The 15,934-nt window shown below is 69.6% G+C and carries 16 protein-coding genes; 9 read left to right on the top strand and 7 right to left on the bottom strand.

Going from position 1 to position 15,934, the window contains the following annotated elements:
* Nucleotides 1-7: 7 nt before the first annotated feature.
* On the top strand, nucleotides 8-1,393 hold the full coding sequence (locus ACTMTI_RS37145; protein WP_441125369.1) for an MFS transporter: 1,386 nt from the start codon (nucleotides 8-10) through the stop codon (nucleotides 1,391-1,393).
* Nucleotides 1,394-1,459: 66 nt separating this feature from the next.
* On the opposite strand, the gene ACTMTI_RS37140 is transcribed toward ACTMTI_RS37145, so the two are convergent.
* Nucleotides 1,460-1,669: a DUF397 domain-containing protein gene (locus tag ACTMTI_RS37140; RefSeq protein WP_441125368.1), complete on the bottom strand. Its 210-nt coding sequence runs from the start codon at nucleotides 1,667-1,669 to the stop codon at nucleotides 1,460-1,462.
* A 69-nt stretch (nucleotides 1,670-1,738) separates the two neighbouring features.
* Nucleotides 1,739-2,602: a helix-turn-helix domain-containing protein gene (locus ACTMTI_RS37135; protein ID WP_441125367.1), complete on the bottom strand. Its 864-nt coding sequence runs from the start codon at nucleotides 2,600-2,602 to the stop codon at nucleotides 1,739-1,741.
* Between the two features lie 772 nt (nucleotides 2,603-3,374).
* On the opposite strand from ACTMTI_RS37135, the gene ACTMTI_RS37130 reads away from it, so the two are divergent.
* The 6 genes from ACTMTI_RS37130 to ACTMTI_RS37105 all read left to right on the top strand — a co-directional run bounded on the left by ACTMTI_RS37130 (nucleotide 3,375) and on the right by ACTMTI_RS37105 (nucleotide 8,986).
* The gene (locus ACTMTI_RS37130) at nucleotides 3,375-3,506 is read left to right on the top strand and encodes a hypothetical protein (RefSeq protein WP_441125366.1); all 132 of its coding nucleotides are present in this window, start codon (nucleotides 3,375-3,377) and stop codon (nucleotides 3,504-3,506) included.
* Nucleotides 3,507-4,154 (top strand): hypothetical protein, encoded by a 648-nt coding sequence (locus ACTMTI_RS37125; RefSeq protein ID WP_441125365.1) that lies wholly within the window; start codon nucleotides 3,507-3,509, stop codon nucleotides 4,152-4,154.
* Nucleotides 4,155-4,276: 122 nt separating this feature from the next.
* Nucleotides 4,277-6,568, top strand: a complete 2,292-nt coding sequence (locus ACTMTI_RS37120; protein ID WP_441125364.1) for a molybdopterin-dependent oxidoreductase — start codon at nucleotides 4,277-4,279, stop codon at nucleotides 6,566-6,568.
* A gap of 1 nt (nucleotide 6,569) precedes the next feature.
* The gene (locus ACTMTI_RS37115; RefSeq protein ID WP_441125363.1) at nucleotides 6,570-7,181 is read left to right on the top strand and encodes an HD domain-containing protein; all 612 of its coding nucleotides are present in this window, start codon (nucleotides 6,570-6,572) and stop codon (nucleotides 7,179-7,181) included.
* A gap of 63 nt (nucleotides 7,182-7,244) precedes the next feature.
* On the top strand, nucleotides 7,245-8,123 hold the full coding sequence (locus ACTMTI_RS37110; protein ID WP_441125362.1) for a Rieske 2Fe-2S domain-containing protein: 879 nt from the start codon (nucleotides 7,245-7,247) through the stop codon (nucleotides 8,121-8,123).
* Between the two features lie 29 nt (nucleotides 8,124-8,152).
* Nucleotides 8,153-8,986, top strand: coding sequence for an NAD(P)H-binding protein (locus ACTMTI_RS37105; protein WP_441125361.1), 834 nt, complete (start codon nucleotides 8,153-8,155; stop codon nucleotides 8,984-8,986).
* Here the strand turns inward: ACTMTI_RS37105 and ACTMTI_RS37100 are convergent.
* The 4 genes from ACTMTI_RS37100 to ACTMTI_RS37085 form a co-directional block, all read right to left on the bottom strand.
* The gene (locus ACTMTI_RS37100; protein WP_441125360.1) at nucleotides 8,979-9,200 is read right to left on the bottom strand and encodes a hypothetical protein; all 222 of its coding nucleotides are present in this window, start codon (nucleotides 9,198-9,200) and stop codon (nucleotides 8,979-8,981) included. The genes ACTMTI_RS37105 and ACTMTI_RS37100 overlap by 8 nt on opposite strands.
* Before the next feature lie 23 nt (nucleotides 9,201-9,223).
* On the bottom strand, nucleotides 9,224-9,979 hold the full coding sequence (locus ACTMTI_RS37095; protein ID WP_441125359.1) for a sulfite exporter TauE/SafE family protein: 756 nt from the start codon (nucleotides 9,977-9,979) through the stop codon (nucleotides 9,224-9,226).
* Between the two features lie 9 nt (nucleotides 9,980-9,988).
* Nucleotides 9,989-10,909: an SPFH domain-containing protein gene (locus ACTMTI_RS37090; protein WP_441125358.1), complete on the bottom strand. Its 921-nt coding sequence runs from the start codon at nucleotides 10,907-10,909 to the stop codon at nucleotides 9,989-9,991.
* A 93-nt stretch (nucleotides 10,910-11,002) separates the two neighbouring features.
* On the bottom strand, nucleotides 11,003-11,791 hold the full coding sequence (locus tag ACTMTI_RS37085) for an ABC transporter ATP-binding protein (protein ID WP_441125357.1): 789 nt from the start codon (nucleotides 11,789-11,791) through the stop codon (nucleotides 11,003-11,005).
* A gap of 69 nt (nucleotides 11,792-11,860) precedes the next feature.
* Between ACTMTI_RS37085 and ACTMTI_RS37080 the strand changes: the two genes are divergently transcribed.
* A complete protein-coding gene (locus ACTMTI_RS37080; RefSeq protein ID WP_441125356.1) occupies nucleotides 11,861-12,577 on the top strand; it encodes a hypothetical protein in 717 nt (238 codons plus the stop codon).
* Here the strand turns inward: ACTMTI_RS37080 and ACTMTI_RS37075 are convergent.
* Complete coding sequence (locus ACTMTI_RS37075) at nucleotides 12,564-15,110, bottom strand: protein kinase domain-containing protein (protein WP_441125355.1); 2,547 nt, start codon at nucleotides 15,108-15,110, stop codon at nucleotides 12,564-12,566. The two genes, ACTMTI_RS37080 and ACTMTI_RS37075, sit on opposite strands and share 14 nt — an antisense overlap.
* 169 nt (nucleotides 15,111-15,279) lie before the next feature.
* On the opposite strand from ACTMTI_RS37075, the gene ACTMTI_RS37070 reads away from it, so the two are divergent.
* Nucleotides 15,280-15,933 carry a hypothetical protein gene (locus ACTMTI_RS37070; protein WP_441125354.1) on the top strand — a complete coding sequence of 218 codons (654 nt, stop codon included), beginning with the start codon at nucleotides 15,280-15,282 and terminating at the stop codon, nucleotides 15,931-15,933.
* Nucleotide 15,934: the final 1 nt, after the last annotated feature.

Here is a 15,934-nt window from a genome sequence, read left to right as displayed (position 1 = left end):
CCCTGGCGTGGACACAAAGCCACAAGCAGGACCCAGAGCCAGCGCCCTGCTCCTTGCGATCATCCTCGTGGGGCAGTTCCTGGCCATCCTCAACGTCAACATCGTCAACGTGGCCACCCCGACCATTGAGGCCGACCTGCACTCCTCCGGCGCCGGGCTGCAGATGATCGTCGCCGGATACACCATCGTCTACGCCGTCCTGTTGATCACCGGAGCCAGGGTGGGCGACCTGTTCGGCTACCGCAACGCGTTCCTGGGCGGTCTCGCGCTGTTCACGGTCACCACGCTCGGCGCGGGCCTGGCGCACTCGACGGGCTGGCTGGTGGCCTTCCGCCTGCTCCAGGGTGCCGGCGCGGCGATGATGATGCCGCAGGTCCTGACCTTGATCCAGCGCAACTACCAGGGCGCTGCCAGAGGCCGGGCGATCGGGTTGTGGTCGCTGACGATCAGCGGTGGCATCGTGGTCGGCCAGGCGCTCGGCGGCATCCTGCTGGGTTTCGGCGCGGGCTGGCGGCTCGTGTTCCTGGTGCTGGTGCCGATCGGCGCGTTGTTGCTGCTGGCCGGGCTCCGGGTGCTGCCCGCCGACGAGGGCGGCGGCCGGGCCGGGCTCGACCCGTGGGGCCTGGTGACCCTGTCGGCGGCCGTATTGCTGTTCGTGGTGCCGCTGGTGCTCGGCCGCGAGCTCGGCTGGCCCTTGTGGGGCTGGATCTCGATGGGGCTGAGCGTGGTGATGTTCGGGGTGTTCGTCCGCATCGAGCGCTGGGTGACGTCCCGCGGCGGCCGTCCTCTGGTGGACGCGCGGGTGCTGCGCGCGCCCGGCATGCGGCCGGGGCTGGCGGTCCTGCTCTTCGGCCCGGCGACCTGGGGCGCGTTCCTGTTCACCTCGGCCCTGCACCTGCAGAGCGATCTGCGGCTGACGCCGCTGGCCTCCGGCATGATGATGGTCCCGTGCGCGCTGGCCTTCGGCCTGGTCGGGCTCGGCTGGCCGCGCCTGCCGGCCCGCCTGCAGCGCCCGCTCGTGCCCTTCGGCTACGTGGTGGCCGCTCCCGCCTATCTCGGCCTCGGGCTCGCCGCGGGCGGCGGGCTCCCGTACGCGATCATGAGCGCGCTCATCGGCGCGGGGCTCGGCGTGCAGGTCGCGGTGACCAACATGGCGACCGAGCAGGTGGACGGCGCGTACGCGGCGGACGCGAGCGGCGCACTTCTCACCGTGATGCAGCTCGGCCAGGTCATCGGCGTCTCCACGGTGGGAACGCTGTTCATCGCGCTCAGCCAGGGCCACGGCACCCTGTCCGCCTCGCTGGTCTCGGCCATCGCCATGGCCGGCATGGCCGTGCTCGCCGGCCTGAGCTCGATCTTCCTCGTACGGCGCCGCGTCCCGTCAGCCGCCTGACCCCGGAGACACGCCTCGTGAGGAGCGGCCCTGCGATGTTGCCACCAACGTCGCAGGGCCTTTTTCTCAAACGCTCGTCGTCAGGGCCGCCAGGTCGAATTCACCCTTCTGGACGCCGGACGTGAACGCCGCCCACTCCGCCGGGGTGAACACCAGGACGGGACCGTCCTGCACCTTGCTGTCGCGTAGTGCGACGTTTCCGTCGACGAGGGGGGCAACCTCGACACAGGCGTCTGCGCCATTGCAGAAGGTGCTCTTCCGCCAAGCCGCCTTCATAGGGTGGTTGTGCATTATCTCCCCAAATAGCTAAAGGGGCTCCATTGCCCCTTGTTGAGGTGGTCGTCTCTAACGTCGCCACAACATGGCTTTGCGCTGGATGAGCACGCGGGACTCGTTCTCATCGAGCGCCTCCGCCTTGATGTGTTCGAAGGCGGTTTCGTAACCGGCCACGCGTTCGAGGTCTTCAACGAAGTGGGCAGTATACAAGTGTTCTAGATACACAACATCGTCAAATGCCGCAAACTGCAGGTGAATAAACGCACCGGTGTTGACCGGGTGAAGTGCGTCCAGGGTGAGGACGTGCACACCGACATGCGGCAGCAGGGAGACCTCCAGGAGATGCTCCATCTGCTCGCGCATGACCGAGGGCTCACCGAAACGGCGCATGAGCGCCGCCTCGTCCAGCACTACTGTCAACCGGCAGGGATCCAGACGGTGCAGGACGCGCCGCTGCCGATCGAGGCGGACCTCCACCCGGCTCCGGACACCGCTGTGCGTGATGCGTGAGATGCCGCGGGTGGCCAGGATGACTTCCCGCGCGTAATCCTCGGTCTGCAGGAGGCCGGGCACAATCTGGGGCTCCCAGGATCGCTGAGAGATCGCCTCCGCCTCAAGCCCCAGGAATCTTGTGTACTCCTCGGGCAGAGCGTCCTCGTAATCTTCCCACCACCCCCGTTGCTCCGCATCCCGCAACAGGCCGATGAGCTCATCAAATTTGTCTCCACCAACCCGATAGAGCTTCACCATGGCCTTGATGTCGTCGGCGCTGGGCATGGTTCTGGCGGCCTCGATGCGGCTGATCTTGCTCGGGGACCAGCCGAGCTCCCTGGCCGCCTTGGCCCCGGTGAGCTTCTGGCGCTCGCGAAGCAAGCGCAGCTCCTGGCCGAGCCGCAGCCTGCGTACCGTCGGACTGCCCTGCTGCGATGGCACCGTCCGATCTCCTTGTCGGGAAGGAAGGTGTAGCCGGAAGGGATCGTTTGGGGGTCCGGCTTTCGGGACCGTTCGCTCAATCTTACCCTGCAAGTTGCACGCGCAGTGCCGTTTGCCCTTGCCAGAAGGCTTTCACGGAGAGAGCGTGGGAGCAAGACAACCTCCGTGAATCTCCATGGGTACGGCGATGTCTTCCTGCTGGGCGTCCTACCCAGGGAGTCTTCGACACTTGTCGTGCAAGTTGCACGGCAAGCAGAGGAGCAAGGTGCGAAGAAATTCAAATCTTCCTTGTTCAAGGTATTGCAGCAACAAGGACGTCGGAGGACGATCGGAGCAGGAGGGTTCTTGAGAGTGAGGAGGCTGGGCATGACGACATCACCGCACGCACCGGGCCTTCCGCCAATGACCGCGCGCCCGCTTGAGGGCCGCCCCGCCGGCAACGTCGCCGTCCCGCGAACGATTCACATCCCCAGGGAGGCCGCTTGCCGGAAGGATCTCGTCATCGCCTGAGAAACCTCGCGCCACATAAGCCGGCGCGCACGCCCGTCACATCAGGGCACGAAAAAAGCCGGGCCGAGGCTGATCACCGATTCACCGCATATGGGCTGCCACCCTGCGGCGAAACCGGTCATCAGCCGTCGGACCGGCAAAGAAGCCACCTCTAGAAATGCCGCGAAAGGGGTCTTCTATGTACCCACAAGGTACCAAGGGACTCGGCCGAATCAAGTCCCGGATCCGGGAACTCATCGCATGGGCCGATCGCGAAATCTGCATGGAGCCCGACGAATTCGCCCACCACGTCGGCTGGACCGTGACCAGGACCGGATTCGGCGCCCGTTCCTACCGTGACCCACGCTTCGACCAGCTCAGCATGCCACGCCGGGTGCCGGAGGAGGTGACCTGAGTGTCGCGTAACCCGCGTAACCAGATCTACCCCGCCAACGAGGACCTGCCCGCCGCCCGGGGCGGCCGGCCGCTGGTCCGGCTCTGGCGGGTGCGCACCGAGCTGTTGCTGCTCGCCGTGCTGGCGCTGTTCACGCTCACCTTGCTCGGCGCGACCCAGGAGGGCCGGTGGCTCCCCTTCGTCATGCTGACGAGCGCGATCTCGGTCCCGGCCGTCACCAGGACCGGCCGCAACTGGGTCACCGCCCACTTCTGGTGCGTGGCCTCCAGGCACCGCCTGCAGCGGGTCTGCCTGGAGACCACGATGCACACCAGGGCCGGCCGGATCCCCCTGGTGCTGTGGATCACGCCGACCGCGACCGGCGAGAAAGCCCTGATCCTCACGAGGGCGGGCATCTGCGCCGAGGAGTTCGAGGCGTACAGCGAAGAGATCGCGGCGGCCTGCTGGGCCAGGAGCGTCAACGTCTACCGGCACCGCACGCGGGCTCAGCTGGTCATCGTGGAGATCGTCCGGCGCGACGAGATCCCCGGCGCCACCTCCCCCGGGCTGGACCGGCTCTATGGCCGGCACGCCTGGATCTCGCTGAGACCCGACCTCGAGGAGCCGCCTGATCTGCGCACGCCGGTAGTGCTGCCGCAGGTCGGCTGAAAGCCTGGGGACAAGGGGCCTTTCCCCAGGGGGTAAGCCCCGGAGACCGCGGGGGCTCCGGGGCTTCCCCACGCGCGCGGCACGAGCCAAGATGAGTTCATCTGGCGAACTCAGGAGTCGTGATGACGTCGACCGTCCACCGGACTTGTCCCCTCTGCGAGGCCGTCTGCGGCCTGACCCTCACCCTCGACGAGGGCGGGCATGTGACCAGCGTCCGCGGTGACAAGGACGATCCGTTCAGCAAGGGGTTCATCTGCCCGAAGGGGGCCAGCCTCGGCCGCCTCGACGAGGACCCCGACCGCCTGCGCAAGCCGCTGATCAGAGAGGGCGACCTGTGGCGCGAGGTCGGCTGGGACGAGGCGTTCGCCGCCGTGAAGGCGGGGCTCGACCGGGTCGTCGACCGCCAGTCCATCGCGATCTACCTCGGCAACCCGAACGCGCACACCATGGCGGGCGCCCTGTACGGCGCGCCGCTGATCAAGGCGCTCGGCACCCGCAACGTCTTCTCGGCCAGCACCGCCGACCAGATGCCCAAGCACGTGGCCAGCGGTCTGATGTTCGGGCACCCCCTGGCCATCCCGGTCCCCGACCTGGACCGCACGGACTACCTGCTCATGCTGGGCGCCAACCCGCTGGAGTCCAACGGCTCGCTGTGCACCGCGCCCGACTTCCCGGGGCGGCTGAAGGCCCTGCGCGGGCGCGGCGGCCGGCTGGTCGTGGTCGACCCGCGCCGTACGCGGACCGCCGCGCTGGCCGACGAGCACGTGTTCGTCCGGCCGGGAACCGATGCCTACCTGCTGTTCGGCATCGTCCACACGCTCTTCGCCGAGGACCTGGTCACCCCCTCACACCAGGTCAACGGGCTGGCCGAAGTACGCGAGGCGGCCAAGCACTTCCCGCCCGAGTCGGTGTCCCGCCGCACCGGTGTGCCCGCGGCCGTGATCGTGCGGCTGGCCAGGGAGCTGGCGGCGGCGCGTACGGCGGCCGTGTACGCCAGGATCGGCACCTGCACGGCCGAGTTCGGCACGCTGGCCCAGTGGCTGGTGGACGTGCTCAACGTGCTCACCGGCAACCTGGACAGGCCGGGCGGCGCGATGTTCCCCAAGCCCGCGACGGAATTCGGGATGCGGCGAGGGAGCGCCGGCGCCTGGAGGAGCGGCGGGAGCGAAGCGACCAGAGCGGGGGAAGGCGACGGCATCCGGGCGACCGAGCCCGCCTCACGGAGTGAGGCCATGAGAACGCGCAGGCCCTACACGGTGGGCAGGTGGAAGAGCCGCGTACGGGGGCTGCCCGAGACGAACGGCGAGCTGCCCGTGGCCACGCTCGCCGACGAGATCGAGACGCCGGGCGAGGGCCAGGTCAAGTTCCTGATCACGGTGGCGGGCAACCCCGTGCTGTCGGCGCCCCACGGGGCCCGGCTGGACGCGGCCTTCGAGCGACTCGACTTCATGGTGAGCGTGGACCCGTACCTGAACGAGACGACCAGGCACGCGAACGTCATCCTGCCGCCGCCGCGGGTCCTGCAGTCGGGGCACTACGACTTCGCGCTGCTCGGGTTCGCGGTGCGCAACTACGCGCGATACTCGCCGCCGTCGCTGCCGCTGGACGGGCGGCCGTCGGAGGCCCAGATCCTGGCCAGACTGGCCATGATCGCCTCGGGCCTGGAAGGGGACCTGGACGCGTTCGTCATCGACGAGATGCTGCGCAAGGCCGCGGAGACGCCGGGCTCGGGAATCGAGGGGCGGGACATCGCGGAGCTGCGGGAAGCCCTGGAGGGCGAGACCGGCGGCGAACGCAGGCTGGACCTGATGCTCCGGCTCGGCCCGTACGGCGTGTGGGCCGGCAAGGGCGACCTGTCGCTGCGCAAGCTGCTCGACAACCCGCACGGCCTGGACCTGGGCGCCCTCGAGCCGCGGCTGGACGAGGTGCTGAAGACCGCCTCCGGGCTGGTGGAGCTCGCGCCGCCGCAGCTCATCGAGGACGTCGAGCGGCTGCGGAGCAAGCTGGACGAGGAGCCGCCGGAGATCGTGCTGATCGGGCGGCGGCACCTGCGCTCGAACAACAGCTGGATGCACAACGTGGGCCCGCTGGTCGGCGGCAGCAACACCTGCACGCTGCAGATCAATCCGGCCGACGTGGCCCGGCTCGGGCTGGGCGGGGAGGCCGTGGTCCGCTCGGCGAAAGGACAGCTCACGGTGCCTCTGGAGCCCACCGACACGATCATGCCGGGCGTGGTCAGCCTGCCTCACGGCTGGGGACACGCGGGCAGCGCGCAGAGCGTCGCGGCCGAGCACGCGGGCGTCAGCGTGAACACGCTCACCGACGAATCCGCGGTCGATATACCGAGTGGTAACGCAGTGTTCAACGGAGTTCCGGTCACGATTTCACCAACCGGGGTGATCATCGCACATTAGGGTGTCGCGCGTGACTATCGCGCCAGAAGAGGACCGCCTGAACGCCCAGATCTCCTTCGCCATCGAAATCGACAAGTTGAAGCGGATCATCCGCCGCAACCATCTCATCGACGGTTCGCGGCGGGAGAACACCGCAGAGCACTCCTGGTACGTGGGCATGATGGCGATGCTCCTCGGCGAGCATGCCCCGCCGGGGACCGATCTCCAACGGGTGGTGGCCATGTTGCTGGTGCACGACCTGGTGGAGATCGACGCCGGTGACACCTTCATCTACGACCCGGTGGAGGTCGCCGCCCAGGCCGAGGCCGAGCGGGCCGCCGCCGACCGCATCTTCGGCCTGCTCCCCGCCGACCAGACGGCGTGGCTGCGGGAGCTGTGGGACGAGTTCGAGGCCAGGCAGACGCCGGAGGCGAGGTTCGCCAAGGCGCTCGACCGTTTCGCCCCGATCCTGGCCAACCATCACACCGAGGGTGGCACGTGGCCGCTGTTCAAGGTCACGGCGGCAGAGGTCAGGGAGAAGGTGCGGATCATCGAGGAGGGCTCGCCCTCGCTCGGCACGTACGCCCTGGAACTGGTCGAACTCTCGGTGGCCAGGGGACACCTGTCCGAGTGACCCCCACATGGCTGGGGTAGGGGGACTTGTGTGAAAGAGGAAGTACGAGCGAAACGTCGGCAATTGCGAGGTTTCGCCGGTCCGGTTGCCCTCGCCGATCGGCTCGAGAAGTCGAAGGCCATGGACCGGCCGGTCAGAGTGCTGGCCAAGGCCGTACGCAACCGCATCGGCCCGGGCTGGCTGCGCGACCTGCTACACGGCGTGCCCATGGGCGAGCCGCTACACCCGCCGCTGGCCTCGATCAGCCTGGGCTGCTGGATGTCGACGGCCGTGCTGGACCTGGCCGGCGCGGATCCCCGGGCCGCACGCCTGCTGCTGGCCACGGGCGTCGCCAACGCGCTACCCACCATGGCCGCCGGGCTTACCGACTGGTCCTCGCTCCACCGCGAGCAGCAGCGGGTGGGCTTCGTCCACATGCTGTCGAACCTGACCGCGCTCGGCCTGTTCTCCGCCTCTCTGGTGGCCCGCGTACGCGGGCGGGAGCGCGCCGGCCGGATGCTGTCCTTCGCCGGGCTGGGCGTGGGCACGCTGGGGGCCTACCTGGGCGGCCACATGGCCTACCGGCAGGCAGCCGGGGCCAACCACGCTCCCCAGGTCACGCACCTGGTGCCGCTGGGCTGGCACGACCTGTGCCCCATCAGGGACCTGCCGGACGGCCGCCCGGTGGCCCGGCGACTCGGCTATATCCAGCTCTTCGTGCTGCGCCGGGGCGACGCCGTGACCGTGCTCGCCGACCACTGCCCGCACCTGGCCGGCCCGCTGCACCAGGGCCGCCTGGTCATGGACGACGGCGAGGCGTGCGTGATCTGCCCGTGGCACGGCAGCACGTTCCGGCTGGCCGACGGCTCGGTGCGGCACGGGCCCGCGACCGCTCCCGCACCGGTGTTCGAGACGCGGATCCGGCGGGACGGCACAATTCAGGTACGCCCGGGCTTGACGTGAACTTAAGTTGAGGTTCTACCGTCGGGATCATGGCAAAGATCCTGGTGACCGGCGCGACCGGCAATGTTGGCAAGCATGTGGTGGCCCAGCTCGCGGAGGCCGGACTGGAGGTGCGGGCGCTCGTCAGAGACCCCGGGCGCGCCCGCCTGCCCGTCGAGATGGTGCGCGGCGACCTGACCGTGCCCGAGACGCTGCACCCGGCCTTGGAGGACGTCGAGAGCGTGTTCCTGCTCTGGCCGGGCTTCGCGGCCGAAACCGCCGCGGGCGCGGTCGCGGCGATCGCCAAGCACGCGCGGCGCGTGGTCTATTTGTCGGCTGACGTGACGGACCTGGCCGAGGACGAGGAGCCGACGCTGTTCCACCAGGCCGTGGAGCGACTGATCCGGCATTCCGGGCTCGGCTGGACATTCTTGCGGCCTGGCGGTTTCGCCACGAACACGCTCATGTGGGCCGACCAGATCAAACAGGGGGTCGTGCGCTGGCCGTACGGGCAGGCGGCCAGATCCCTGATCCACGAGAAGGACATCGCGGCCGTGGCCGCGCACGTGCTCACCTCGGCAGGCCACGGCGGCGCCAAGTACGTCCTCACCGGACCGGAACGACTGACCCAGGCCGAGCAGGTGCGCGTCATCGGCGAGGCGATCGGGCGCGAGGTGCGCTGGGCGGAGTTGCCGCCCGAGAAGGCCCGTGACGAGCTCATGGCGGCCTGGGGCGACCCGGCGTTCGTGGACGGCGCGCTGGAGGCGTGGAAGGAGTTCGTGACGAGCCCGGAGCAGGTCACCGACACCGTCGAGCGGCTGCTCGGCAGGCCCGCGCTGACCTTCCGCCAGTGGGCCGAGGACCACGCGGCGGACTTCAGCTGACCTCGTCCGCCGGGTGCTCCACGAGCGCCAGGATGCGGCTCGACATGAATCTGGCCGTGCGCACGGGGGTGCCGCTGCGGGTGACCTCGCTCACCTCGACGAGCCCCCGGCGCGTGGCCACCTCGACCCGCCGACCGGCGCGGGTGGCCCTGATCTCGTAAGTGCGCGGGGTTCCGCCCGCGTCGATGACGATCTCCACCCGATCACCCTTCATGTACGGGTTATACCCGCAGCTGACTATCCGTACACCAGTACGATAATCGCCACAACCCCCACGCACACGATGACGCCGCGCAGCACGGGAGCCGGAATGCGCCGCCCCAGCTTGGCTCCCAGAAACCCGCCCGCCATCGCACCCGCCGCCACCGCGGCCACGGCCGGCCAGTCCACGTCCGCGACCATCACGAACAGCACGGCGGCCACGGCGTTGACGACCAGCGCGAGGACGTTCTTGGCGGCGTTCACCCGCTGGAGGTGGTCGTCGAGGAAGCTGCCGAGCAGGCCGATCAGCAGCACTCCCTGGGCGGCGCCGAAATACCCGCCGTAGATGCCCGCGGCCAGCACGCCCGCCCACAGCGCCGCGCCGCCGTGCGGGTGCGCGTGCTCGCGCCGCTCGGCCAGCCACCGGTTGAGCCTGGGCTGCACCACGACCAGCACGCAGGCCACCGCGATCAGTGCCACGACGACGACCTCGAACACGTCCGGATCCAGGAACAGCAGCAGGATCCCGCCGATCAGCGCACCTGTCGCCGAGGCCAGGCCCAGGCGCAGCAGGCGCTCGCGCTGGCCCTGGAGTTCGGTGCGGTAGCCGTACGCGGCGGTGAAGGAGCCGGGCACGAGGCCGATGGTGTTGGAGACGTTGGCGATGACGGGATCGATGCCGATGGCCACCAGGGTCGGGAAGGTGATCAGTGAGCCCGACCCGACGACCGCGTTGATGGCGCCCGCCACCGCCCCGGCCGCGCAGATCACGGCCAGTTCCCACCCCGTCACAAACGCTCCCTAGCTGTCTGGACTCTTGGGGGGTGTGAACAAGCCGCCAAGGCCCTCCAGGACCTTGCCCATCTCCGATGGGACGATCCAGATCTTATTGGCTTCGCCCTTGGCGATCTCCGGCAGGGTCTGCAGGTACTGGTAAGCGAGCAGCTGCTGGTCGGGCTTCCCCTCGTGGATGGCCTTGAACACCATCCCGATCGCGTCCGCCTGCCCCTTTGCGCGCATGGCCTGCGCCTCGGCCTCCGCCTGCGCCCGCAGCACGGCCGCCTCCGCCTCGCCGCGCGCCCGCAGCACCGACGCCTGCTTCTCGCCCTCCGCCTGCAGGATCGCCGCCTGGCGCTGGCCCTCGGCGGTCAGCACGGCGGCGCGCTTGTCGCGGTCGGCGCGCATCTGCTTCTCCATCGAGTCCTGGATGGAGGCGGGCGGGTCGATGGCCTTCAGCTCGACCCGGTTGACGCGGATGCCCCACTTGCCGGTCGCCTCGTCGAGCACCCCGCGCAGCGCGGTGTTGATGTCCTCGCGCGAGGTCAGCGTGCGTTCCAGGTCCATGCCGCCGACCACGTTGCGCAGCGTCGTGACCGTGAGCTGCTCGACGCCGACCAGGAAGTTCGCGATCTCGTACGTGGCCGCCTTCGGATTGGTGACCTGGAAGTAGATCACGGTGTCGATGGAGACCACCAGGTTGTCGGAGGTGATCACCGGCTGCGGCGGGAACGACACCACCTGCTCCCGCAGGTCGATCATGTCCTTGATGCGGTCGATGAACGGCACCACCAGGTTGAGCCCCGGCGTCAGCGTCCTGTGGTAGCGGCCGAGCCGCTCGATGATGGCCGCCGTGGCCTGGGGAATGATGCGGACGGTACGGGCCACCCCGAAGCCCACCGCGGCGACCACGACGAGGGCGACGATGAGCTGCTCGGTGGACATGGCGACGCTCCGAAGTCGAGGGAACCGACTCCGTAGATGATATTGCGTTTGCGCTTCTGACGGCCTTTATGGGCATAAATGGTGCACGCCAGGCTAGTGGGCGCGGGCGTACCAGCGGCCCTCCACGCCGCGCTCCAGCGAGAGCGGCACCCCGAACGTCTGGGAGAGGTTGTCCGCGGTCATGACGTGCTCCAGCGGCCCCTGGGCCACCACGGAGCCGTGCCGCAGCAGCAGCCCGTGCGTGAACCCGCTGGGCACCTCCTCCACATGGTGCGTCACCAGCACCAGCGTCGGCGCCCGGTAGTCGCCCGCCAGCAGCGACAGGCGGCGCACCAGGTCCTCGCGGCCGCCCAGGTCGAGCCCCGCCGCGGGCTCGTCGAGCAGGAGCATCTCGGGGTCGGGCATCAGCGCGCGGGCGATCTGCACCCGCTTGCGCTCACCCTCCGACAGCGTGCCGAACTGCCGCCTGATCAGATGGGCCGCCCCCATCATGTCGATCAGCTCGACGGCTCTGGTCACGTCGTTGGAGTCGTATTCCTCGGTCCAGCGGCCCATGATCCCGTAGGAGGCGGTCAACACGAGATCGATGACCTTCTCCTCCGGAGGTATGCGCTCGGCCAGCGCGGCGCTCGCCAGCCCGATGCGCGGCCGCAGATCGAACACGTCCGCCTGTCCGAGTCTCTCGCCGAGCACCTCGATCACGCCCTCGCTCGGATAGAGCAACGTAGCAGCGACCTGCAGCAACGTGGTCTTGCCCGCGCCGTTGGGACCGATGACGACCCACCGCTCGTCCTCGTTGACCGTCCAGTCGATGCCGCGCAGCAGGGCCGCTCCGTCGCGCCTGACGGCAACGTCCTGGAGCCGCAGCACCTGACCACCCATCCCCGATCCCTCCCTTTGGAGTCACCCTCGGGACAAACCTATTGCAGCGGGAGCGCTTATCGTGGATCGGTGCGCCCTGAATCGCCTGTCTGCCCATCCCTGGTCGCCTGGGGCAACGCGTGGCTGGCCGGCCACGTCGGCCTCGACGAGGCGGCTGACCACGTGGAAGCCGCCGGCGGGCCCACCGTCGCGGGCGAGGTCCCGCTGCGTAAATACCTCGCAAACCTGCGCGCCGACGGCCTGCGCGAGATGCGGCTCGCCCTGCCCGCGCCCGGAGATCCGCTGGGGTTGTCCGGCCCCGCGTCGTTCAACTCCGCAGCGGTGGACGTCGGTCAGGCCGTGATCGCCGTGCTCGACGGGCACAACCTCGGCCTGGTGCCCGCGCCGGACCGGCGCGGGTCGTCCTATGCGGGGGTACGCCTGGACGTGCATGACTCCGGACCCGTTCGCCACGACCTGCCGTCGCTGGCCGAGGCCGAGCGGGAGCTGTCGGACGCGATGCGGTCGGCCACCGAGGCCCTGGCCTCCGTCGCCGGTCCCGCGCAGGCCCGTCCCGAGCTGGGACAGCAGGACGGCGGGCTGGCACCCGGCTACCCGGCGCGGGCGCACCGCGTCTCCGCGCTGGCCGCTCGGCTGGCCGCGGTGCTGCGCCTGGCCGACGAGCGCGGGCTCACGACGGGACAGCTCGCCACGCGCGGCGCCGCCCTGCGCGAGCTCGACCGCGCGGTACGCCGTGCGCTCGTCGCCGCCCACCACGCGATCTTCGAGCCCATCAGGAATCACTGACCCGCCACATCCTGATCAGCTTGTCCTTGCCCGCGGTGACGATGGCCGGATGGTCGTCGACGGGGACGATGCCCACCGCGTACACGCCGCTCTTGTGCGCCTTGACCGGCTTGCCGAGCGACTTGCGGGTCTCGGGGTCCCACAGCCTGATCGTGCCGTCGGTGCTGCCGGACAACAGCACCGTGCGGTCGGCCACGGATCCGAAGGACAGCGAGTAGATGATCTTCTTGTGGCCGGACATGGTGCCGATGGTCTTGCCGTTCTTGGGGTCCCAGATCCGGATTTTTCCGTCTTTGCCGCCCGATGCCACGACCGTCTTGCCGTCGACCTTGCCCACCGTGACGGCGTACACGCCCTTCGAATGCCCCTTGTACGCCTTCCCGTACGCCTTGCGCTTGGCCATGTCCCACATCCGCACCGACTCGTCCTCGCTGGCCGAGATCGCGATCGCGCGGTCGCCGAGGTGGGTGGCGCTGAGCCAGTTCACCGGCCTGCGGTGGGCCCTGACGAGCTTGCCCGTGGCCTTGCGCTTCTTCAGGTCCCAGAACCTCAGGTAGCCGTTGGCGTCGCCGGTGACCGCGATCCACTTCCCCTTGACCTTGGTCACCGCGACGGCGTAGACGGCGTTGCCGTGCCAGCCGAGGACCTTGCCCTTGCGGGTCTTGAGGTTCCACAGGCGGACGCTGCCGTCGTAGCCGCCCGAGACGGCGATGGGGGTCTTGCCCATCATGGCGGCGGCGACGCCGTACACCTCTTCGCTGTGGCCCTTCAGGGTGGCCAGGCTCTTGTGCTTGGCCAGGTCCCACAGGCGTACCCGGCCGTCCTGGCCGCCGGTGACCAGCCAGGTCTTGCCGCCCATGGCCACCGCGGACAGCGTCTGGACGCCCTTGGTGTGGCCCTTGAGTGACTTTCCGTCCTGCTTGCCCAGCGCCGGGACCGTCTGCTGCCGGGGCTGTTCCTGGACGGGGGTGGGGGTCGGGGTGACCGTGACGACGGTGGGGGTGGGCGTCGGAGGCGGCGTCGGGGTGGCGGAGGTGGTCGCCTGGGCCAGGTTCGCCTTGCCCGGTGTGGTGCCGAGCATCCGCGGGCCGAAGTACAGCACGCCGCCGGCCAGGGTCAGCGCCACGACCAGCGTGCTCGCCACCAAGGCCGCCCGCCTGCGCCTCGCCTTGGCCGCGTCCGGCCTCTCCTCGATGGGGGAGTGCTTGAAGAACGCGTCGTTGTCGACCGGGCCGCCCTGCTCGGACCCCGGCGTCCGGCTCCAGCCTTCGTGCCCTTGACCAGGCCCGAGCATGGACGCTCGTCCCGGCGCAGGCGCTCGCCCGGGTGAACCCGCGTGGCCCGCCGCAGGTGGCGTGCCGGGCCGGCCGGGCGTCCCCTGATACGGCGGGGCGTTCATCGGATACGGCGGCGGCAAGTACTGCGGGGCCGGTGCGGGCGGCTGCGGCGGCACATACGGCGGGCTCGCCGGATACCCGCCGGCGGGCGCCTGCGGTGGCGGGTAGGCGCCGCCCGACGGGTTGGCCCAGCCGGAAGCCGCAGGGGCCGGCGGCCGGCCTTCCGGCGCCGCCCACCCCGGCGCGCCCGGCGGCTCCCCCTGCGGACTGACCCACCCCGAACCGGGAGGAGCCGCAGCCGGGCCGGAAGCAGGTGGAGGGGTCTGGGCGGCGGCCAGTTGGGAGCCGGTGGTGAGGGCTTCCTCGTCGTCGTGCTGCCCCGCCTTCCCTTGGTTCTCCAGCAGGGCGAACAGCACCTCGGCCGCCGTGGGCCGATCCTCGGCGCGCTTGCTCAGGCATGCCTGCACGATCGGCCGCAGGTCGTCGGGCAGCACCGACAGGTCCGGCTCCTCGTTCATCACCCGGTAGATGACCGCAGGCAGGCTGTCCTGGCCGAAGGCGGGCCGCCCCGTGGCGGCGTACAGCATCGTCAGGGCCCAGCTGAACATGTCGCTGGGCGCCCCCACCCGCTCAGCCGAGATCTGCTCGGGCGACATGTAGGCCGGCGTCCCCACAACCCCGCTGCTGATCGTCATCGCCGAGTCCAGCGCCCTGGCGATGCCGAAGTCGATCACGCGCGGCCCGTCGCCGCCGATGAGCACGTTGCTCGGCTTGAAGTCCCGGTGGACGATGCCCGCGCGATGGATGGCGGCCAGCGCGGTCACGGTGCCGACGGCCAGGCGGTAGAGCACGCCGCCCGCGCGCGGTCCCTCCCGCTGCACCACGACCTGCAGCGACACGCCCTCGACCAGCTCGCTGACGATGTAGGGCTGCTCGCCGTCCATGTTCGCGTCCAGGACCTGGGCCGTGCAGAACTGCGCGACCCGGCGCGCCGCGGCCACCTCGCGCATGAACCGCTCGCTGTCCAGCCCCGGCTTGTCGAGCCGGGTGTTCAGCAGCTTGATCGCCACGAGCCGCCCGTCGGGCGCCTCCCCCTCGAAGACGATCCCCTGCGCCCCCTTGCCCAGGCGGCCGAGCAGCCGGTAGCTGCCCAGCGTCTGCGGGTCGCCCGCCTGTAAGGGGTGCGTTTCCGGCACCTGGTTCCCCCCTTGTGCTAGACCCCCGATCACAAGCGTGATGGGCTTGCACGAAGCCCCGCAAGCCATCCCAGGTCACGAAAGATCAACGCTCTTTGCGAAAAATTTCCCCTACGCAATAATCATGGAGAAGATCGGGGATTTCCAGCACCGCACGGGGAGCCGTCACATGCGCAAAAGCCTCAGCCTGTTTTTAGCCGGTGGACTCGCCGCCGGGACCATGGCCGCTCCGGCCCAGGCCACCACCACCACCGCGGCCCCCGCGACGACGGCCGCCGCGACGACGAAGCTGGCGCCGTACTCGAACTTCAAGATCTCGGTCAAGCACACCAAGCGCACCAAGCGCGGCAGCAAGATCAACTATTACGTACGGGCGACGAACCTGGGCCCGCACTACGCCGACTACTACTGGATGGGCGGCGAGGTGCCCAAGGGCATCGTGTCCACCCTGCGCTGGAGCGGCCCGAAGGGCACCGAGTGCACCTGGGAGGACCGCTGGTTCTGGTGCTGGAGCCCGACGCAGCTGGAGAAGGGCGAGACCGACTGGCTCAACTTCCAGGTGACGCTGAAGAAGGGCACCAAGGGCACCGCCACGGCCCGCGTCGGCGTGCTGTCGTTCGACGTCGACCAGGGCATGGAGAACATCGACGAGGAAGAGCTCGAGCGCCTCGGCATCAAGGGCTACCACTGGCTCAAGAAGGTCAAGACCACGATCGTCACGCCGCCGCGCCGACCCTCGCGGAGCTACACGCCGCCGCCCCCGGTCAGGGAGTACGACCCGCCGTCCAGCCACGTGGAAGAGAACAAGAAGAAGGACACCTGAC

The sequence above is a fragment of the Nonomuraea sp. H19 genome, assembly GCF_052068215.1.
Taxonomy (GTDB): Bacteria; Actinomycetota; Actinomycetes; order Streptosporangiales; family Streptosporangiaceae; genus Nonomuraea.
Note: the sequence above shows the minus strand (reverse complement) of the source record. Positions and strands in the feature narration are given on the sequence as shown.

What these genes read in the sequence shown, in the direction of transcription:
- ACTMTI_RS37140 (WP_441125368.1), bottom strand. Translation starts at nt 1,669, where the DNA reads ATGAAGGCGGCTTGGCGGAAGAGCACCTTCTGCAATGGCGCAGACGCC.
- ACTMTI_RS37130 (WP_441125366.1), top strand. Translation starts at nt 3,375, where the DNA reads ATGGAGCCCGACGAATTCGCCCACCACGTCGGCTGGACCGTGACCAGG.
- ACTMTI_RS37120 (WP_441125364.1), top strand. Translation starts at nt 4,277, where the DNA reads ATGACGTCGACCGTCCACCGGACTTGTCCCCTCTGCGAGGCCGTCTGC.
- ACTMTI_RS37105 (WP_441125361.1), top strand. Translation starts at nt 8,153, where the DNA reads ATGGCAAAGATCCTGGTGACCGGCGCGACCGGCAATGTTGGCAAGCAT.
- ACTMTI_RS37100 (WP_441125360.1), bottom strand. Translation starts at nt 9,200, where the DNA reads ATGAAGGGTGATCGGGTGGAGATCGTCATCGACGCGGGCGGAACCCCG.
- ACTMTI_RS37090 (WP_441125358.1), bottom strand. Translation starts at nt 10,909, where the DNA reads ATGTCCACCGAGCAGCTCATCGTCGCCCTCGTCGTGGTCGCCGCGGTG.
- ACTMTI_RS37085 (WP_441125357.1), bottom strand. Translation starts at nt 11,791, where the DNA reads ATGGGTGGTCAGGTGCTGCGGCTCCAGGACGTTGCCGTCAGGCGCGAC.
- ACTMTI_RS37070 (WP_441125354.1), top strand. Translation starts at nt 15,280, where the DNA reads ATGCGCAAAAGCCTCAGCCTGTTTTTAGCCGGTGGACTCGCCGCCGGG.